The organism is Nocardioides carbamazepini, from assembly GCF_024614185.1.
Taxonomy (GTDB): domain Bacteria; phylum Actinomycetota; class Actinomycetes; order Propionibacteriales; family Nocardioidaceae; genus Nocardioides; species Nocardioides carbamazepini.
Map to the genome: position 1 here is coordinate 841,242 of NZ_JAHTLF010000018.1, position 17,014 is coordinate 858,255.

Annotated in this window: 19 protein-coding genes; 7 read left to right on the forward strand and 12 right to left on the reverse strand. The window is 70.4% G+C overall.

Translation table 11 applies throughout. The annotated features are described in order from the left end of the window. Window positions 1-32: 32 nt before the first annotated feature. Window positions 33-839, reverse strand: a complete 807-nt coding sequence (locus KVF89_RS22825; protein ID WP_257428854.1) for a DUF881 domain-containing protein — start codon at window positions 837-839, stop codon at window positions 33-35. Between the two features lie 77 nt (window positions 840-916). On the opposite strand from KVF89_RS22825, the gene KVF89_RS22830 reads away from it, so the two are divergent. Beyond that, window positions 917-1,423: a cell division protein CrgA gene (locus tag KVF89_RS22830; protein ID WP_257428855.1), complete on the forward strand. Its 507-nt coding sequence runs from the start codon at window positions 917-919 to the stop codon at window positions 1,421-1,423. Window positions 1,424-1,610: 187 nt separating this feature from the next. Here KVF89_RS22830 and KVF89_RS22835 read toward each other — a convergent pair whose 3' ends face one another. Next, window positions 1,611-2,531, reverse strand: coding sequence for a rhomboid family intramembrane serine protease (locus tag KVF89_RS22835; RefSeq protein ID WP_257428856.1), 921 nt, complete (start codon window positions 2,529-2,531; stop codon window positions 1,611-1,613). A gap of 10 nt (window positions 2,532-2,541) precedes the next feature. Next, complete coding sequence (locus tag KVF89_RS22840) at window positions 2,542-3,051, reverse strand: peptidylprolyl isomerase (RefSeq protein ID WP_257428857.1); 510 nt, start codon at window positions 3,049-3,051, stop codon at window positions 2,542-2,544. Window positions 3,052-3,226: 175 nt separating this feature from the next. Between KVF89_RS22840 and KVF89_RS30180 the strand changes: the two genes are divergently transcribed. Then, window positions 3,227-3,556 (forward strand): hypothetical protein, encoded by a 330-nt coding sequence (locus KVF89_RS30180; protein ID WP_273475408.1) that lies wholly within the window; start codon window positions 3,227-3,229, stop codon window positions 3,554-3,556. Window positions 3,557-3,559: 3 nt separating this feature from the next. Here the strand turns inward: KVF89_RS30180 and KVF89_RS22850 are convergent, their stop codons facing one another. From KVF89_RS22850 to KVF89_RS22860, 3 genes are all read right to left on the reverse strand, one after another. After that, on the reverse strand, window positions 3,560-4,750 hold the full coding sequence (locus KVF89_RS22850; protein ID WP_257428858.1) for an MFS transporter: 1,191 nt from the start codon (window positions 4,748-4,750) through the stop codon (window positions 3,560-3,562). 70 nt (window positions 4,751-4,820) lie between these two features. Next, window positions 4,821-5,156: a DUF3817 domain-containing protein gene (locus KVF89_RS22855; protein WP_257428859.1), complete on the reverse strand. Its 336-nt coding sequence runs from the start codon at window positions 5,154-5,156 to the stop codon at window positions 4,821-4,823. Next, window positions 5,153-5,947: an SURF1 family protein gene (locus KVF89_RS22860; RefSeq protein WP_257428860.1), complete on the reverse strand. Its 795-nt coding sequence runs from the start codon at window positions 5,945-5,947 to the stop codon at window positions 5,153-5,155. Before KVF89_RS22860 ends, KVF89_RS22855 begins: the two co-directional genes overlap by 4 nt. A gap of 346 nt (window positions 5,948-6,293) precedes the next feature. Between KVF89_RS22860 and KVF89_RS22865 the strand changes: the two genes are divergently transcribed. From KVF89_RS22865 to KVF89_RS22875, 3 genes are read left to right on the forward strand one after another with little or no spacing between them, the layout of a single operon-like run. Next, window positions 6,294-7,016 carry a FadR/GntR family transcriptional regulator gene (locus KVF89_RS22865; protein ID WP_257428861.1) on the forward strand — a complete coding sequence of 241 codons (723 nt, stop codon included), beginning with the start codon at window positions 6,294-6,296 and terminating at the stop codon, window positions 7,014-7,016. Then, a complete protein-coding gene (locus KVF89_RS22870; RefSeq protein WP_257428862.1) occupies window positions 7,013-7,744 on the forward strand; it encodes a sterol desaturase family protein in 732 nt (243 codons plus the stop codon). Before KVF89_RS22865 ends, KVF89_RS22870 begins: the two co-directional genes overlap by 4 nt. A 12-nt stretch (window positions 7,745-7,756) precedes the next feature. Then, window positions 7,757-8,533 carry an MBL fold metallo-hydrolase gene (locus KVF89_RS22875; RefSeq protein WP_257428863.1) on the forward strand — a complete coding sequence of 259 codons (777 nt, stop codon included), beginning with the start codon at window positions 7,757-7,759 and terminating at the stop codon, window positions 8,531-8,533. Here KVF89_RS22875 and KVF89_RS22880 read toward each other — a convergent pair. From KVF89_RS22880 to KVF89_RS22890, 3 genes are all read right to left on the reverse strand, one after another. After that, complete coding sequence (locus KVF89_RS22880) at window positions 8,514-9,494, reverse strand: hypothetical protein (RefSeq protein WP_257428864.1); 981 nt, start codon at window positions 9,492-9,494, stop codon at window positions 8,514-8,516. The genes KVF89_RS22875 and KVF89_RS22880 overlap by 20 nt on opposite strands. Window positions 9,495-9,617: 123 nt before the next feature. Beyond that, window positions 9,618-11,246 carry an alpha/beta hydrolase gene (locus KVF89_RS22885; protein ID WP_257428865.1) on the reverse strand — a complete coding sequence of 543 codons (1,629 nt, stop codon included), beginning with the start codon at window positions 11,244-11,246 and terminating at the stop codon, window positions 9,618-9,620. A gap of 172 nt (window positions 11,247-11,418) precedes the next feature. Beyond that, entirely contained in the window at window positions 11,419-11,832 is a 414-nt protein-coding gene (locus KVF89_RS22890) for a hypothetical protein (RefSeq protein WP_257428866.1), read from the reverse strand. 110 nt (window positions 11,833-11,942) lie between these two features. On the opposite strand from KVF89_RS22890, the gene KVF89_RS22895 reads away from it, so the two are divergent. Both KVF89_RS22895 and KVF89_RS22900 read left to right on the forward strand, forming a co-directional pair. After that, window positions 11,943-12,860, forward strand: coding sequence for an HNH endonuclease (locus KVF89_RS22895; protein WP_257428867.1), 918 nt, complete (start codon window positions 11,943-11,945; stop codon window positions 12,858-12,860). Between the two features lie 993 nt (window positions 12,861-13,853). Continuing rightward, window positions 13,854-14,903, forward strand: a complete 1,050-nt coding sequence (locus KVF89_RS22900) for a PDDEXK nuclease domain-containing protein (RefSeq protein ID WP_257428868.1) — start codon at window positions 13,854-13,856, stop codon at window positions 14,901-14,903. Between the two features lie 125 nt (window positions 14,904-15,028). Here the strand turns inward: KVF89_RS22900 and KVF89_RS22905 are convergent, their stop codons facing one another. Genes KVF89_RS22905 through KVF89_RS22915 form a run of 3 tightly spaced genes read right to left on the reverse strand, consistent with a single transcriptional unit; the run spans window position 15,029 to window position 16,892 of the window. Beyond that, window positions 15,029-16,129 (reverse strand): ImmA/IrrE family metallo-endopeptidase, encoded by a 1,101-nt coding sequence (locus tag KVF89_RS22905; RefSeq protein WP_257428869.1) that lies wholly within the window; start codon window positions 16,127-16,129, stop codon window positions 15,029-15,031. Then, complete coding sequence (locus KVF89_RS22910; RefSeq protein WP_257428870.1) at window positions 16,126-16,368, reverse strand: hypothetical protein; 243 nt, start codon at window positions 16,366-16,368, stop codon at window positions 16,126-16,128. Before KVF89_RS22910 ends, KVF89_RS22905 begins: the two co-directional genes overlap by 4 nt. Continuing rightward, entirely contained in the window at window positions 16,365-16,892 is a 528-nt protein-coding gene (locus KVF89_RS22915; RefSeq protein ID WP_257428871.1) for a hypothetical protein, read from the reverse strand. Before KVF89_RS22915 ends, KVF89_RS22910 begins: the two co-directional genes overlap by 4 nt. Window positions 16,893-17,014: the final 122 nt, after the last annotated feature.

Below are 17,014 nucleotides of genomic sequence, written 5' to 3' on the forward strand. Positions count from 1 at the left end.
CTTCCTTGCCGACGCCTCACGGCGTCCGCTCCTCAGCCCAGCGGCCGGGCGTACTGCAGGTCGACCACACCGTCGTACGCCGGCGCCTCGATCCGGTCCTCGAAGTCGAGCGACCAGCCCATCTCGATGAGCGGGTTGTCGGCGTCCTTGCGGTAGCCGGCGACGATCGGGTCGGCGGCGACCGAGCCGTACAGCTCGCTCGGGTCACCGACCGCCTCGATGACGTACGGCTGGGGGAACGGCTCGCCCTGGAGCTGGACGACCGGACCCTTGCAGCGGATCCCGGTGGTCGAGATGACCCGCTGGCCCGCGATGGTCACGGCGCTCGCGCCGCCCATCCACAGCGCGTTGACGACCGCCTGGATGTCCTGCTGGTGCACCACGAACCGGTTGAGGTTGAGCCGCTGCTCGGGGTCGAGGCCCTTGTTGCGCTCGACCGCCTCGTCGAGCAGCTCCTCGGGCGCGTCGGACAGCGTGATCTGCAGTCCCGGCCCGGTGCGCGGCGTCATCCCCGCGGGGTCGCGCAGCTTCGCGATCTCACGTCGTGCGTCGCGGACCCCGCGGTCACTGACCGCACCGGTCAGCCGGTCGACCTGGTCGGAGAGGTTCTGGTAGCGGGCCTCCACCTTCCGGTAGTCCGCGGCCTCGCCCTCGACCAGTCCGGACAGGTCGGTGTAGCGGCCCGGGCGGAGGTCGGAACCCTCGCTGTTGGTGGCCGAGACCGCGAGCAGCGCACCGCTGAGGAGGACGACGGCAGGGGTGCCCACCCGCCAGGCGAGTGAGCGCCGGGCCGCCTCGGGTCGGCGGCCTGTCGTACCTCCGGCATGGGTACCCGTCATACTGACAGTGTCCACCACCACTGTCGAACGCCCCCACCGGGCGCGCTCGACCCCTGAAACCGACCGAGGAGCCACCCGTGGCGAAGTCGTCCCGCCTGTCGAAGCGCAAGGAGCGCGAAGTCTTCGGCGACCCGGATCGTGGCCCCGTCATGAGCATCCGGTTCGCCCTCGCCCTGGTGCTCGTCCTCGGCGGCATCGCCTGGATCCTGTACTACTACTTCGGCGTCCGGCCGACCGACGGCTTCGGCAGCATCGGCTCCGACGGCAAGGTCCGCCAGCCCGGCGGCCCATCGTTCCTCGCGGATCTCGAGGGGAAGAACTACCTGATCGGGTTCATCGCGTTCTTCCTCGGCCTGATGATCTCCGCCCACCCCAAGACCCCACTCGGCCGCGGCCGTGGCGTCGTGGTCGGGATGCTGGCCTGCTTCATCATCGGCCTGATCTGGATCTGCATCTTCTACATCTTCCTCACCGGCGACGACCCCAAGACCATCCCGATCATGAGCGACCTGGGCCAGAAGAACCTCTTCGTCGGCATCGCGTTCATGGCCGTCGGCTTCGCCTTCGCCACCCGCTGGGAGTAGGCCTCACCGAGACCTTCCGTACGACGCCGCGCCGGCGGACCCACCGTGGTCCCCGGCGCGGCGCTCGTTTTCCCCAGGCTTGTCCACAGCTGGGGAGAACTACCGCGGTGTAACTCACCCGGCCGCCCCGGCAAAACACACCGGTGTGATTCGTCCACAGCGGTGGAGAACCCTGGGGATAACCGGCTCAGCTGAGCACGACGGTGCGCAGCACCGTGGCGACGACGAGCGCGGCGCCGATCGCCGTGAGGCCGGCCACCTGGAGCGCCGTACGCCGCTCCTTGGGGGCGAAGACGAGCACCGCGGCGATGGCGGCCCCACCGACCAGGCCGCCGAAGTGACCCTGCCAGGAGACGTTCGGGAGGGAGAATGTGAGGACGACGTTGAGGCCGATCCACATCAGCAGGCTCTGCACGTTGCCGCCGACCTTGAGGCCGACCACGACGAGCGCGCCCATCAGGCCGAAGACGGCGCCGGAGGCGCCCACGGTGGTGGTCTGCTCGCCGGAGAGCCAGTAGACGGCGACGGATCCGGCGAGGCCGGAGAGCAGGTAGAGGGCCAGGTAGCGGCCGCGGCCGAAGAGGGACTCCAGCTGTGGGCCCAGCACCCACAGGGCGAGCATGTTGAAGCCGAGGTGCAGCGGCCCGACATGCGTGAACATCGAGGTGAGCAGCTGCCAGGGGGCGCCGTCGCTGACGCCGGCGGCCCAGTGGGCGGTGGTGCCGGACTGACACGACGCCTTGTCCACGAACGGGTACCACCCGCCGTTGCTCTCGCGGCAGGCCCCCCGGGCCGCGAGCGCGAACAGCTCGTAGAGCCGGCTGCCGTAGCGGCCGGACGCCATGATCGCGACCCAGACGACGACGTTGATGCCGATCAGCGCGATGGAGACGACGCCGGGATTGCCCGTGATCCGGCCGCCGTACGCCGTCTTCGCCTGCCGCACGGAACGGTTGCCCTCGGCGATGCAGTCGGGGCACTGGAAGCCGACGGCCGCGTCGCGCATGCAGTCGGGGCAGATCGGGCGCTCGCAGCGCTGGCAGCGGATCCAGGTCTCACGGTCGGAGTGCCGGTAGCAGGTCGGCACTCCGACCGGAGGGGTGCTCATGGGGGAAGGGTCAGCCGACGATCTCGACGGACTCGATCACGACCGGCTCGGCCGGCGCGTCGTTGCGGCCGGTCTGCACGGCCGCGATGGCGTCGACGACGTCACGGCCCGCCTGGTCGGCGACCTCGCCGAAGATCGTGTGCTTGAAGTTCAGCCACGTGGTCGCCCCGACGGTGATGAAGAACTGCGAGCCGTTGGTGCCCGGGCCGGCGTTCGCCATGGCGAGCAGGTAGGGCTTGTCGAAGGTCAGCTCGGGGTGCGGCTCGTCCTTGAAGGTGTAGCCGGGGCCGCCGGTGCCGGTGCCGAGCGGGCAGCCGCCCTGGATCATGAAGCCGGGGATGACCCGGTGGAAGGTGAGGCCGTCGTAGAACGGGCCAGTCCCACCGTTGCCGGCGTCGTAGGCCTTCTCGCCCGTGGCGAGGCCGGTGAAGTTGGCGACCGTCTCCGGCGCGTGGTTCGGGAACAGGTTGAGCGTGATGTCGCCCTTGTTGGTCTTCAGGACGGCCTGCGGCTCTGCCATGGAAGTGCCTCGTCTCCAGCTGATGGGGATGTGGTGCGGAACGAACTCGATCCTACTGACGAGGCGCGCACGAACCACAGGCCCGGCGGGTGTACCTACCGGGGGCAACGTGGTGGGATGGACCCGTCGGCCCGCCCGGGCTGACGGATCGCCGCACGGCGAAGGAGGCTCGGGAATGGGAAAGCTGAAGAAGCTGGTGGTCCTCGGGGCGCTGGGAGCGCTCGTGTCGGCGGTGGCCAAGAGGCTGCAGGCCGGTGGCGCCGACGAGGCCTCGCTGTGGCAGTCCGCACCGAACCCGCCGACCCCGCCGCTGCCGCCGGACTCACCCGAGCCCCCGGCCCCGCCCGCGCCCCCCGCGCCGGCGCCCGACGAGCTGCTGGTCGACAACGCGCCCGAGCCGATCGACGAGCCCGCCGACATGCCGGCGCCGCCGGCGGACCAGGTCCCGCCGCCCCCGACACCCGACCCGCTGACCGACCCGCTCCCGGAGGAGCCGCAGAAGTAGGGCTCAGACCCCGGCCGGGACCGGGCGACCGGCAAGGCTCAGCACCGCGGCCAGACCGATCGCCGCGGTGACGAGTGCCGCGACCGGCGGCCAGCCGTACCACTCCGCAACGAGCGCACCGCAGGCGGTGCCGAGGCTCCCCCCGACGAAGTACACGGCCATGTAGGCACTGTTGAACCGCGCCGGTGCGCCCGGGTCGATGGCGAGGACGGTGCTCTGGTTCGCGACCTGGGCCGCGAACAGCCCCACGTCGACGGTCGCCAGGCAGGCGATGACGAGCAGCGGGCTGTCCAGGGCGACGGCGGACGCGGCGGCGGCGAGACCTGCCGGCGCGAGCCCGAGCAGGATCACCCGCCGCGGACCGACCCGGTCGGTCCATACGCCGGCGAGCCGGGTGGCGGCGAGCCCGGACAGGCCGGCGAGGGCGTAGAGGCCGATCCGCTCCGCCGAGTACGAGTACGGCGGCGCGGACAGTGCGACCGCGAGCCCGGCCCACAGGGCGCAGAAGGCGAAGAACCACAGCGCACCGCGACCGGAGGCGACCCGCAGCTCGCCGTACCGCACGAACAGCCCGGGCAGGGCACGCAGGCCGGCGAGGAGTCCGCCCTCGGTCGTCGCGGGTCGCGTCGGGAGCAGGCGCAGGCAGCAGACCGCCACGAGCACGCAGGTCAGGGCCACCAGCCCGAGCATCATCCGCCAGCCGAGCTGCTCGGAGAGCCAGCCACCGACGATCCGGCCGGCGAGGATGCCTCCCGCGATGCCGGCGGTGACGGTGCCGAGGACGGTCGCCCGGCGGCGCACCGGTGCCATCCGGCCCGCGAGGGAGCTGAGTCCGGCGCCGACGGCCGAGAACGCTCCGGTCACGCAGAGCGCGACGCCCAGCAGCAGCACGTCGCCCGCCACCGCGGTCAGGAGCAGTGTGCCCGCGAGCGCCGCGAACGCGGCGGCGAGCAGCCGGCTCGGCGGGTGCCGGTCCACGAGCGGGACCAGGACGACGAGCCCGACCAGGTAGCCCACAGGTCCCCCGGCGAAGGCCAGCCCGATCGTGCCGAGGTCCGTGCGCAGCGCCTCCGCCACGTCCGCGACCGCCGGCTGCAGCAGGTAGGTGGTGGAGGTGCCCAGGGCCGCGGCCAGGGCGAGGAAGGCGACGAGCCCGCCGTTCGGGCCCGCCTCGTCGAGTGTCTCGGTCGTCATGACGACGACCGTAGGAAGGCCGGATCAGGGATGCTGGCGGGAATCCGACCTCACCGTCGGCTGACCCCGATCAGGGAGCGGCGAGCTCCGGGTTGTCCTCGCGCAGCCGCTGGGCCACCCGGCGCTCGACCCAGAAGATCAGGCCGGGGATCAGGCCGGCCACCAGCATCAGCAGCAGCTGGGGGATCGTCCAGCGCGCCTTCTGGGTGAGGAGGAAGGCGACGACGACGTAGATGATGTAGATCCAGCCGTGGATCAGCCAGATCGGGGTGAGGTCGTCACCGAGCTGCTGCAGCGTGGTGCCGTCCTCGAGCAGGTACTTCAGCACCGAGCCGACCGTGCCGACGAGCAGGAGTACGCCGACCACGAGCGCGAGCGCGCGGTAGACGGTGAAGAGCTTGGTCACGGCTCCGAGGGTACGACGACGTCCTCGGCGTCCTCGGCGTCGGCCTCCTCGACGGCCCGCTCGGCCGTGGCGTCGCGCACGTAGCGGAACCACAGGAAGGCCGCGAACGCCGCGAAGACCCACCACTCGATGGCGTACAGGAGGTTGCGCAGCCCGGTGAACCGGCTGGCCTCCGGGAGCTGGTCGAGGGTCGCGCCGTCGAGGCCGGCGGCCGCGTCGCCGGCGAGCGGCTCCTCCGCGATGACGTAGGCGCCGTAGAGATCCTGGTCGACGCGCTGCACGAGGTCGGCGATCCGCAGCTCCGGGAGGACGTCGTCGCTCGGGTCGTCGTCGACCTGGCCGCTGCCCTCCGGCGGCTGCAGCCAGCCGCGGAGGTCGACCTCGCCGGCCGGCGGTGCGGGCAGGGTGGCCAGGTCGGTGCCCTCGGGGACCCACCCCCGGACCACCGGTACGGCGGGAGCGGCTGCGTCACCGACCGTGATCGGCGTGACCAGCCAGCCGCCGTCGGCTCCGGCCGCACTGGCGCGGCCGGACACCAGGACGGTGCCCTCGGGCAGGAAGGTGCCGCGGACGTCGACCGGGCGGCCGAGTCCGGCGGTCGGGAACGGGTCGTCGGGACCGATCACGTCGCCGATCGGCACCGGGTCGGCCTGGGTGAGGTCGACCCGCTCGGCGGCGCGGCGGGCCTGGTAGGCGTCGTACTGCCACCCGCCCATGCCGACGGCGATCCCGACGCAGAGGAGGCCGAGCAGGTGGGCACCCCACAACCGCACGCTCCACCACCGGACCACACCTGCAGCCTACGAGGCGACGCCTCGACGGCCCGGCGCGGGCCGGCACTTTCGCCGTACCTGTCCGGGCGCCCTCTGCGCCGGTTCGGCAAACTCCTCGGTCGACCGCGTAAGGAAGCCGGCCCGAGCGCGTCTCCTGTGTACCGGTCGCCACGGGTCCCCAACACGACGGCGGCCGGTCCGGGTCGCTGCTGGGGGGAGGGCGACCTGCAGGGGGCGGGACTCTCCGCACCACCTTCGCTGCCGGGCTGTACATCCCACAGGCAGCTCGGCAGCGAAGGACTCCTGTCAGCACGACTGGTATGACCACTTGACCAGTTGACTGCCTCGGCCTACGGTGACGCCCATGGCCCTGCGTCCCGTGACCCGTCGCTCCGTCTCCGACCAGGTCTTCGACCAGCTCCTCGACGACGTCGTCGACGGCGAGCTCGCGGCCGGCGAGCCGCTGCCGAGCGAGCGCCGGCTGGCGGAGGTGCTCGGCATCTCCCGGCCCGCGGTGCGCGAGGCGCTGCAGCGCATCGCCCAGACCGGGCTGGTGGAGGTCCGCCACGGCGGCGCCACCCTGGTCCGCGACTTCCGCCGTGCGGCCGGGCTGGACCTGCTGCCGCGGCTGCTCGTCCGCGGGGGCGCCCTCGACACCGCGATCGGCCGCAGCGTGATCGAGGCCCGGGCCGAGGTCGGCCCCGGCATCGCCGCCCTGGCGGCCGAGCGGGGCGGGCCGGCGCTCGCCGCCGGCCTGGACGCCGTCACAGACGCCATGACCACCACCACCGACGCCACGGCCTGGCAGGTGCTCGCCCTCGACTACTGGGACCTGCTCGTCGACGGGGCCGACTCGATGGTGTTCCGGCTGATGTACAACAGCCTGCGCTCCGCCTACGAGCCGGCGCTGCCCGCGCTGGCGACCCTCCTCGCCGACGAGGTCGGCCAGGTCGAGCCCTACCGGCTGCTCACCGCCGCGATCCGGGCGGGTGACGGGCCGACCGCCCGGGCGGCCGCGGCGCGGGTGCTCACGCCGACGGCCGACACCCTGCTCGGTGCCTTCGCCGCGATGGAGGCCGACCGGTGAGCCCCCGCGAAGCGCACGCGCAGCGCCGGCTGGCGGACGACGAGGCACGCCTCGACAAGTACGTCGGCGACCGGGCCGCCGGGCGTCGTACCCAGCTCACGATGGGCGCGGTGTTCGCCGAGTTCTGGCGGCACCCGAGCCCCTGGCTGCTCGGCACCTGCCTGGTCGCGGCGATCACCGGTCGCGTGCTCGCCGGCCGCGGCTCCTGGTGGGAGCTGGCCGTCCCGCTCGGCCTGGTGGCGGTCCTGCCGGTCGTGGAGTGGGTCGTCCACGTGTTCATCCTGCACTGGAGGCCCCGTCGGCTCGGGCCGGTCACCCTCGACCCGCTGCTGGCGCGCAAGCACCGCGCCCACCACGCCGACCCGCGCGCGATCCCGCTCGTCTTCATCCCGTGGCAGGCCCAGCTGTGGCTCGCGCCGGCGTGGACCCTGCTGGCGTGGCTGGTCACGCCCACGACGACGGCGATGTTCACGCTGCTGACGGCGATCTACGCGATCAAGTCCGGCTACGAGTGGACCCACTACCTGCTGCACAGCGACTACCGGCCGAGGTCCGCGTGGTACCGCAAGGTCTGGCGCAACCACCGCCTGCACCACTACAAGAGCGAGCACTACTGGTTCACCGTCACCACCGCGGGGACGGCGGACCGGCTGTTCGGCACCGCCCCGGACCCGAGCACGGTGCCGACGTCCCCGACCGTTCAGCGGCTCCACGACCTCGCGCTGTGACACGCTGACGCCGTGCGGATCCACCACCTGAACTGCGCGACCATGCGGCCGCCGCTCGCTCCCACCATGGTCGCCCACGTGCTGCTCCTCGAGCGCGCGGACGGTCTCGCGCTGGTCGACACCGGCTTCGGCACCGGCGACCTCGCCGACCGCAGGCGGCTCGGCCGCCCGTTCCTCACCACCGTGCGCCCCGACCTCGACCCGGGCGAGACCGCCCTGGCGCAGGTCAAGGCCCGCGGCCACGACCCGGCCGAGGTCACCGACATCCTGCTCACCCACCTCGACCTCGACCACGCCGGCGGCATCGGCGACTTCCCGAACGCCCGGGTGCACGTGCACGCCACCGAGCACGCCGCGGCCACCCGGCCGTCGCTGCGCGAGAAGGCCCGCTACGTGCCGGGCCAGTGGGCGCACGAGGCGCGGTGGTCGCTGCACCAGGAGGGCGGTGACGACTGGTTCGGGTTCGCCTCGGTCACGGCGCTCGGCGACGACGTCGTGATCGTCCCGCTGCACGGCCACACCCGCGGCCACGCCGGGGTCGCCGTACGCCGGGACGACGGGCGCTGGCTGCTCCACGCCGGCGACGCCTTCTTCCACGGCGGGCAGCTGCAGGACCCGCCGACCTGCCCGGCCTCGCTCGCCGCCTTCCAACGGCTGATGGCCGTCGACAACCGGCAGCGCGTGGCCAACCTCGAGCGGCTCCAGGAGCTGGCCCGCGGCGGCGAGGTCACCGTGATCTGCGCCCACGACCAGGCGCAGTACGACGAGCTCAGCTCGGGCAGACCGTGAACGGAAGCCGCCGCTCGCGGACCATCCGGGCCGCGGCCGGCGGGTCCGCCAGGGTGTAGCCCAGCCGCCCGCTCGACGGGTCCGCGACGCCGCGACTCATCACCAGCCCGAACTCGGGATCGGTCGGCGGCATCACCTCGGCCAGCCGGACCCGGTCGAACGCGTCGCTGCGCGCCTCACCGAGCTGCACCGTCACCAGCTCGGTGCCCAGCGCCACCGACCAGGCGTCGAGCTCGTCGAGGCCGTGCAGCGCCGCGGCCGGGGCCGCGGCGAGCTGCTCCTCCATGCCGGCGCCGAAGACGGTGGCGAAGGGCGTGCACCCGCGCTCGACGTACGTCGACACGGCCTCGCTCCCGGTAAGCGCGACCAGCGCGGGGTCGGCGCCCCACGAGTCCGCCGCGGCGGGAGGTGCGGTCGCGGTGACCAGGTGGCGGGCGTCGTCGACGACCGCGCCCGCGAGCGGGCCGACGCCGGCCTCGACCGCGCGGTGGACCGCGGCCATCGCCATGTCGTCGTGGAAGGCGAGGACCCAGCCCCCGTCGGCGCCATCGGTCCCGCCGGACCAGCTGGCCTCCCAGGCGACGTCGTCCTGGCTGATGCCGAACTGGTTGCGCAGCCGCTGGTCGGCCGGGCGCAGCAGGCCCTCGGAGAGGGCGGCGGTCCGCCGGGTCCGCCGCCAGAACCGGTCCCGCTCCGGGGCGGGCGTGGCCCCGTCGAGCGTCGCGAAGCCGAGCACGAGGCGGAGCTGGTCGAAGTCGGTGACCTGGAGCGTCGTCGCCGTGGCGGGCACGAGGGCCAGCACCGCGGCGGAGGGCTCCTTGGAGGCGTCGTACTCGGCGACGGCGACCTCGGGCTCCGGCACCTGCTGCTTGACCGGGTCGGGATCGCCGCTGCAGCCGGCGAGTCCGGTGAGGACGATGACGGCAGCCACCATCCCACCGATACGCCCCATGCCGCTCACGCGCCGAATCTTGCCATGCCCCCGGCGAGGGCGTCCGCAGATGGGAGCGGGCGCCGGCGATGACGCCGACGCCCGCTCGTGGGTGGGATCACCCGGGTGACTCGTGATTCCTCTCCTGGTGGATCAGCGACCCGACGACTGCGCCTCGAGGAGCAGCTTTCGCAGGTCGGCCGGCATCCGGTCGTCGACCGTCAGCGGGCCGGTGCCCCGAGCCGAGGCGCTCGCCGCCGGCGGCGGGACCGGGTCGCACTTGAGGTCGCTGCGCTTCTTCTTGCTGCGCTGCGGAAGCACGCCGGTGTCGAGATAGCTCGCGACCAGGTCGTCGGTGCAGGCGATGCCGGACAGCGAGCCGGAGTGCGTCGTACCGCCCTTGCCCTCGATGAGGAACGAGCTCGGGAACGCCTTCCGCGTCGCCACCGCACCGGAGAACACCGTGGCGGCGTCCTTGGTCTCGGCGATCATCAGGATCGGCGACTTCACCTTCTTGCCGCTGACGTCGAACGCCTCCTGGGACTTGACCGGCCAGTTGAGGCAGGGCGCGTTGTACCAGGTGTTGCCCCACGTCAGGAACGGGTGCTTCTTGTGCACGCGCCAGGCGTCGGCCTCGGTCTGCTTCCAGTCCGGCCACATCGCGTCGGTGCACTGCACGGCGTTGTAGACGGCGAAGCTGTTGTCGTCGCCGGGCTCGGCGTACATCGCGATCAGGTCCGCACCGTCGCCGGTCTTGACGAACTTCGCGTACGCCAGGCCGATGGTGTTCCAGTCGTAGACGTAGTAGCCGGCACTGAGCAGCACGTCACCGAGCTCGTCGGGTCCGAGCCTGCCGTCCGCGGCGGGCTGCTTGTCGAGCTGCTTGAGCAGCTTGTAGTAGCCCTTGCGGATCGCCTTGCCGCTGGTGCCGAGACCGTAGACGGCGTCGTTCTGGGCGAGCCACTTGAAGTAGGTGCGGATGTTCTTGTCGAACTGGATGTTCTGGTCGACGTTGGCCTCGTAGAAGGCCTTGTCGGCGTTGAGCACGCCGTCCCACACGAACCGGCCGACCTTCTTCGGGAACATCGTCGCGTAGACCTGGCCGAGGTAGGTGCCGTAGGAGAACCCGTAGTAGTTCAGCTTCGGCGCACCGACGGCCTTGCGCAGGCTCTCGAGGTCCTGGGCGACGTCCGTGGTGTGCGTGTGCTTGAGGAGGCGCTTCGCATCGGACTTCGAGCACGCCTTGGCGTACTTCTTGGTCACCCGCTGCCACCACTTGAGGTCCTTCTTCTTCGTCGGCACGTAGTTGGGCCGGTCGTAGCCCGCACCCGGGTAGTTCGGGTTGCAGCTCAGCGACGGCTGGCTGCTGCCGACACCGCGCGGGTCGAAGCCGTACCAGTCGTACTTGGCGCCGACACCGTTCGGGATCGCCGCGCCGAGGCGGGCCATGCCGAGACCGGACCCACCGGGACCGCCCGGGTTGCCCGCGATCATGCCCTTGTAGTCCGGGTTGGTGTGCAGCACCCGGCTGACGGCGATCTGGATCTTCTTGCCCTTGGGCTTGTCGTAGTCGAGGGGAACCTCGAGCATCGCGCACTGCGCACCCGCGTCGATCAGACGCTGGTTGGTGCAGGCGCCCCACACAGGCGCCGGCGGTGTGTACGACGCGGGCTTGGCCTGCGTGACCTGCGGAGCCTGCGGCGCGGCGCTGCTGCTCCCCCCTGGCACCAGCACAGCTGCTGCCGTTACTACCGACGCCACGATCGTCAGTGCTCTCTTCACTTCACAACCTTCCGAGTGAGGGTCTTCCGAGATGTGCCCGGCAGAACCGGAGCACGCTCCGACACTGCCTCTTCTCCGGCCTCACGTCCACCCCGACGCGCAGGAGATTCTCCGGTGACGTCCGGGCTCGGCCGCAAGAGTCCGTGCGCCGCCGTACCCGATGCGGGGTCGATCAACCTGCCTGGAGGCCGCGAATCTTCTGTCCCAAGACCTGGATCTCCCGATCATCGGCTGTGCGGTCGCCCGGCCAGAAACGGTCATCCCGGTCCTCCAGCCAGTGCAGCACCTGCTCCGGATGCAGGTGGTCGCCGGTGACGAGCGGTGCTCTCACGAAGGTCGAGACGTCGAAGCCGTCCGGCACCCTGCACCACCCGATGCCACCGTGATCGACGTCGACGATCAGCCACGTCGGTGCATCGAAGTCCGTGACGCAGGCACAGAGCCACACGGCGCGATCAGCCTGGAACCGGCCGTCGAGCGTCGGCACCCGGCTCTCGGATCGTGCTGCCGCCGTAGTGAGGATCTGCTCCACCACCGCCACCGACGGGTCTTCCCGCGGTGGAGACGGTCGGCGTCGCTTGAACATCCGGGCACGGTACTGGCTACACACCGTCGGCGCCGAGGGGTTTGTGGGCCGTGACAGGGATTCCGCGGCAAAGCGCAGCCCCTCCGCGCCGATCCTGAGATGATCCGGCCGTGGCCCCGGACCAGCGACTGCGCGAGCTAGCGATCCGGCATGCCGCCTTCGCGTGGCTCGACCGCCAGCGGGCGGCCGGGAAGGAGACCTTCACTCAGGCCGACACCAGCGGTCTCTCGCTCGCCGGGGAGACCATCCGGCTGATGCCCACCCAGCAGGGGATCTGGAAGCCGGGACAGCTCACCGCAGCGCTCTCGGTTCGCACGGTCTATCGGCCGGAGGGCAGCAATCGCCCGTACGACGACGCTGTCGGGACCGACGGCTTCTACCGCTACAAGATGCGCGGCAGCGACCCGAACCACTTCGAGAACCGCGCGCTCCGCGAGGCCATGCTTGAGCGGCTGCCGCTGATCTGGTGGCTCGGCATCCAGGGCGGTGGGTACAGCGCGCTCTACCCGATCTACCTGGTCGGTGAGGAGGCAGCGGACCTGCAGTTCGTCGTCGACATCGACGCCGTCCCCCAGACCGATGTCACTTGGCCAGCCGTCGAGCTCGAACTCGATCCGTCGTACCGCCAGCAGCTCACCAAACGACGCCTCCATCAGCGCCCGTTCCGCGCCGCCGTCCTGCGCGCCTACCGCACCTCCTGCGCCGTCTGCTCCTTCCGGCACAGCGACCTCCTCGACGCCGCCCACATCCACGAGGACGGCGCCGGCGGACGCCCCGTCGTCACCAACGGCCTCACCCTCTGCAAGATGCACCACGCCGCCTACGACCGCCAGATCCTCGGCATCACCCCCGACTACGAGGTCCGGATCAACGCCGAGGTCCTGCACGAGGTCGACGGCCCGATGCTCCGCCACGGCATCCAGGAGTTCCACGGCAAGCCGCTCATGGTGCTGCCCACGCGGCGTACGGAGCGTCCCGATCGGGAGCTGCTCGACGGGCGCTACCAGGCGTTCCTCGACGCAAGTTGAGACCGGCGCGATGCCTTCCACGACCCAGAACGCTCGCGCCAAGTCTGGTCGCTTCGGGGATGCTGCACGCATGGGTGCCCGACGTGGCTTCAGTCTTATCGTCCTGTGCGGGGTGCTAGTCGCTTGCGCGCCACCCGCGGGCGGACCTGCGGCCAAAAGCACTCCCTCCGCGACAGCCACGTCCCCGCTCGTCGACCTCTCTTTCATCGAGGCCGACCTCGAAGCGCAGGTCGACGCGAAGCTCGGAGTCAGGCGTACCCAGGTCACCTGTCCCGCGCACGTCTCCGGGAAGATCGGCAGCTCGTTCCACTGTGACGTCGTAGCGCCCGGATTTCCGCCGGGACTGGCACAGGTCACGTGGGAGTCGGGGGATGGTCGCTACAGCTGGTTCCTGACCAACACATGCTCAGGTCAGCAAGACATCGTGGGGAGTCCGATGCCCGAATGCGTCACGCCTGATCCGTCGCAGCTCACGGATTGCCCGTGGGCGAACGGTCGCGTCGACTGCGGCATGCCGGAGGGATCGCGTCGAAGGGACTAGCGTGACGAGGGACTCGCCGTACTCGACTGCTGCTGACGGACCACTGCCTGACATGAACTGATCCCAAACCCGCATGGGTTCAACTCTTCTTCCCCGGCGATCGCGCCGACCACATGAGCGCCCGGTACCTGATGGACCGTTACCGCCCGGCCCGGGAGAAGACCGGCCGCCCCGACCTCACGATCCACCACCTACGCCACACGGCCCTGACGATGGCTGGCCAGCACGGCGCCACCGCGGCGGAGCTCCAAGCCGCGCCGGCCACGCGTCCCAGGCGGCGATGGCGATCTACCAGCACGCCACCCTGGACCGCAACCGGCTGCTGGCCGAGAAGATCGGCCAGTCGTACGACGCCTGGCGTGACTCACGGCAACCGGAGTGAACCCCGTGTCGGGGGCTCCAGGCAGATTGGTGCCCCGCTGTCGCACCAATCGCCCGACCGGAGGAGCGTCATGACCGAACTCATTCCGACAGACGACATACCGGACGACGAGGCTGGTCTGCTCGACTATCTGGTCCAGATCGTCGAGGAAGGGCGGCATACGGCGGCCATGCGGGTCAACGCCGCCCTCACCATGACCTACTGGCTCGTGGGGCGTGCGATCCTCGTCAACACCCTCCGCAACAGCCGCGCCGAGTACGGCCAGCAGATTGTTGCGACACTGTCGCACCAATTGAAGGCTCGGTTCGGACGAGGCTTCGATCGCATCAGCGTCGTCCGCATGGTCGCGCTCGCGCGAGCGTTCCCAGACCATGACGAGGTCGCTGCCCTCGCCCAGCAATTGAGCTGGTCGCACCTCCGTGAGATCCTCGCGCTCAGCTCAGACGAGGCCCGGGCCTTCTACGCCGACGAGGCCGCGTCCAAGCACCTCAGCGTTCGCGAGCTGAGGACGGCGATCAGCCGCAAGGCGTTCGAGCGCCGCGAGATCGCCAACTCGCAGATCCCCGAGGGCTCGGCAGTCCCACGCGACACCTTCCGCGACCCGCTGATCCTCGACACCCTCGGCCTCAACGACAGCTACCTGGAGAAGGATCTGGAGGCCGCGATTCTCCGCGACGTCCAAGCATTCCTGCTCGAGGTCGGCCAAGGTTTCGCTTTCATCGCCAGCCAGAAGCGGATGACCATCGGCGACGATGACTTCTACCTGGACCTCCTGTTCTTCAGCCGGCCCCTCCGCCGCCTGATGGCCGTCGAGCTGAAGATCGGGAGGTTCAAGCCGAGCTACAAGGGACAGATGGACCTCTACCTCAAGTGGCTCGATCGTCACGAACGTCAAGCCGGCGAAGAGGCTCCGCTCGGCCTGATCCTGTGCACGGAGGTCAGCCGCGAGCAGGTCGAGCTCCTGGAGATGCACAAGGACGGCATTGCTGTCGCCGGGTACTGGACCGTTCTGCCCAAGGCCGAGTTGGAGGCGAAGCTCAGCGAGATCGTCCGCGACGCGCAGGAGCGCCTCGCGCGCCGGGGTCTGCCGGCATCGCTCGAACCGTCGGACGACGACTGATCACCGCAGGTCTGCGCCTGGACATGATCGATCGAGCCGCGGCGCCAAGCCCGTCCGCTGACACCACCAGAGAGCTGCCGCGTCCTTTCACCCAGATTGACGCGGGAAGGGTTCGGAGACAAACGCTAGTCGAAGGTGACCCTGGGTTTGTCATCGGTTCCTGCAGCGAGGATGTCGGCGGTCACATCGGCGACAATGCGTCGCGCAGTGAGGATGCTGTCCAGGTCGATGTCGTGCGCTGCGAGCAGGTCAGTGGCCTTCCCGAGCAGCCGTGGCGACTCGGCACGACCGAGTTCGCCAGGCTCAGGAAGCCCCCACATCGACAGTTGTTGGTTCGCGCGCCGGTAGGACGCCTGCGACAACTTGCCGAGGGCGTGGGCCCTGAACACGAGGGCCCGCAGACTTACGCCCCAGTCCCTCTTGAGTTCGTGGAACGTGGGCCAGTCGATGCGGCGAGGCAGTAGCGGGCCGATCTCGGCCGCCGGCATGAGGAACTCGGCGGCAAAGGCGTGGGCTTGGTTTTCGACGATCTTCGACCCCGGCTCAGTGTCGGGATGAAGGACGAGGTGTCCGAGCTCGTGCGCGGCGTCGAACCGGCTGCGTGCACGGTCATCGCTGCCGGGATTGAGGAACACCAGCGGCCGATGGCCGGCGTCGGTCGAGAACGCATCGACCTTCCGGTCGGTGCGCGCGGGCAGGCGCAGGGTCACGATTCCGTGGGACTCGAGTAGCTGGACCATGTTCCCGATTGGCCCGGTCGGGACGCCCCAGGCGGACTTCACCTCGGCGACGGCTGCGCCAATCGTTTCGGTCGTGATGAGGTCCGGTAAGGCGAAGTCGGGCAAGTCGGTCACGGGAAGCTCGACGTACTCCTCGATGAGCTGAACGATCTCGAGGCTGAGTTCGCCGTACGCAAGTGCACGTTCTCGTTCGACTGCTGACGTTGAACGCAGTGAACGGAAGTGAGCCTCAGATGCCGGGAGCAGCGTCAGCGGGTGGCCGGCGCCGAAAAACTCGCGCGGCATCCCAAGCGCGATGCAGATCCGTGCGAGCACTGGCTGAGTTGGCTTCGCGGGGCCCTTCTCGAATTGCGCGATCGCGGTTGGCGACAGTTCCACTTCGCGGGCGAGCACCGACTTCGTCTTCCCGCGTAGGCGGCGGGCGACGGTGAGCCGCGTTCCGTCGAAGTCGGTCGAGGCGGCCGGCGGCTTGGCGGTGCCGCTCACGCCTCACCCTCGGCCACGGGCCGCAGCTTCAGAGCGATCTTGGGCTCGACGGTGGGCTGCTGGTCGAACGACGGGCCGTCGTACTTCGGCGTGCGCAGTGGCTTGCTCGAGTTGTCGCCGGCCTCGTCGCGCCACAGCGGCGTCGTGGCGGCGAAGGTCGTCGTGGACCAAGAGACAGGGACGGTTAGCCAGGCCGAGGTGAGGCTGGCGTCGGGCTCGCCGGCCCAGACGACCATCATCCTGCGGACGACCCCGACCGGGGCGTCCTCGGGGAATTCGAGTTCGCTCTGGGTCTCGCTCTGGAGCTTGGACCCGCCGAGGACCCGCCGAGGACCCGGGCGTTGTCCTTGGCTATGTCGTCACGGATGTGGCTGGAGGTCTCCCAACTCGGGAACTGCTCCCAGATGGGACTGCGACCGTGGGCGTACGGCACCTTCATGAGCACGATCTCGAGACCGGGAAGGTGCAGGGTGAGGACACCGCGGGGGGTGGCGAGCTGGAGGCCGGAGATGTTCCAGTGGTCCTCGGGGGCAGCGAGGTCACCTCCTTGGATGCGGCGGGCGGCGAGTTCGCGGATGTTCTCGCTGCACTGGAAGCCGAGAGACTTGGTGGTGTCGCCGCGGTCATGGGGCTCGTACCGCTCGAGGTTCGCACCCCAAACCTCTCGCACGAGGTCGGCGAGGACGCGGGTAAGCCCGACCTCGGTCATCAACTCTGCCGCCGCGTATACGGCCCTCTCGGCCGCCTCGACCCGCTTGTTCACGGACCCATGAAAGCAAAGATGCGACCATTGCGTCATAGGCCGTGCGTGCATGTCGCGACGAAGTTGTCTAGAAATGAAGAGAATGGTCGGTGATCGGTGCCAAACTTGGTCTGCGGCAGACG